The sequence below is a fragment of the bacterium genome, from assembly GCA_040755795.1.
GTDB lineage: Bacteria > UBA9089 > CG2-30-40-21 > CG2-30-40-21 > SBAY01 > JBFLXS01.
The window spans coordinates 1-1,403 of the sequence record JBFLXS010000682.1 but is presented as its reverse complement, the minus strand read 5'-3'; the positions used below and the strand labels follow the sequence as shown (position 1 = coordinate 1,403).

The 1,403-nt window shown below is 36.8% G+C and carries 1 protein-coding gene; it reads left to right on the top strand.

Annotation, left to right across the window (positions count from 1 at the left end; all coding sequences use genetic code 11):
• The first annotated feature begins 13 nt into the window (after positions 1–13).
• On the top strand, positions 14–1,378 hold the full coding sequence (locus tag AB1414_20895) for a cobyrinate a,c-diamide synthase (protein MEW6609869.1): 1,365 nt from the start codon (positions 14–16) through the stop codon (positions 1,376–1,378).
• Positions 1,379–1,403: the final 25 nt, after the last annotated feature.

The following is a 1,403-nucleotide window of genomic DNA, read 5'->3' as shown; positions in this document are numbered from 1 at the left end:
TAAAGAAGAATAAATGTCCAGAATTATCATTTCGGCAGCTCATAGAAGTTCAGGAAAGACAACGATATGTATTGGGTTATGTGCGGCTTTGAGAAAGCGTGGGCTAATCATCCAGCCTTTTAAAAAGGGACCTGATTATATCGACCCAATGTGGCTAACAGCCGCCGCAGGAAAGGAATGTCTTAATCTGGATTTCTTTATGATGGGAGAGAAAAAAATATGCGAGGCTTTCCAGCAGGCAAGTCAGAATACAGATTTAAGCCTCATCGAAGGGAATATGGGTTTTTATGATGGCCTGGATATTGATGGTAAAGATAGCACCTCATATTTATCTAAAATCCTCAAAACCCCAGTTTTATTAGTTATTGATGCCAGTCGAATGACTTACGGCATTGCCCCGCTTGTCTTTGGTTATCAACATTTTGACCCGGATAATTTAATTTCAGGCATAATTTTAAATAATGTTGCCTCGACACGACATGAGGTAAAGCTAAAAGAAGCCATTCGCAAACATTCTGATTTAGAGGTTTTAGGTGCTATACCAAGACTACCAGAGATTGAAATTAAAGAGCGACATTTAGGATTAATTCCAATCAAAGAAGATTTACATCTCATTTCTGTAATTGAATCTATTGCCACAGTAATACAAAATTATGTAGATTTAGATAAGGTTATTAGCCTTTCAAGATATGCCTTTTCTTTACCTACATTAAAAAAACAAGAGTATCAAATACCTTCGCCAGTGGTCAAAATAGGCATATCCAGAGACCCGGTATTTACCTTTTATTACAAAGAGAATTTGGACGCACTTGCCAGAGCAGGGGCAGAGCTTGTGCCATTCAATACCTTGACTGATGATAAATTGCCTCAAGTAGATGGGTTGTATTTTGGAGGTGGTTTTCCGGAAATATTCATCGAAAGTTTATCCAAAAATAAACCATTGCTAACAGATATTCGCACCTCTATAGAACAAGGAATACCAGTCTATGCAGAATGCGGTGGTTTAATGTATTTAGCCAGAAATATATCTTATCAGGGCATAACTAAAGAAATGGTCGGTGCTATTCCGTGTGATATTTGTGTGTATGAAAAACCGCAAGGACACGGTTATGTAATTTTGCAAACCACCACTAAAAATCAGTGGTTTAATTTCGATGGAAAAATTAGAGGCCATGAGTTCCACTATTCACAGATTATTAATCCTGTTCAGATGAATTTTGGCTATAATGTTATTCGTGGTAAAGGTGTAAATGGTAGGCACGATGGAATTATCTATAAAAATGTTATTGCCTCATATACTCATTTCCACAGCCTCGGAGTCCCACAGTGGGCACAACAATTTGTCAGTTTTGTGGAAAGAGGTAAAGCATATAAATAATTTTTATAGACTTATTATTTTTTTT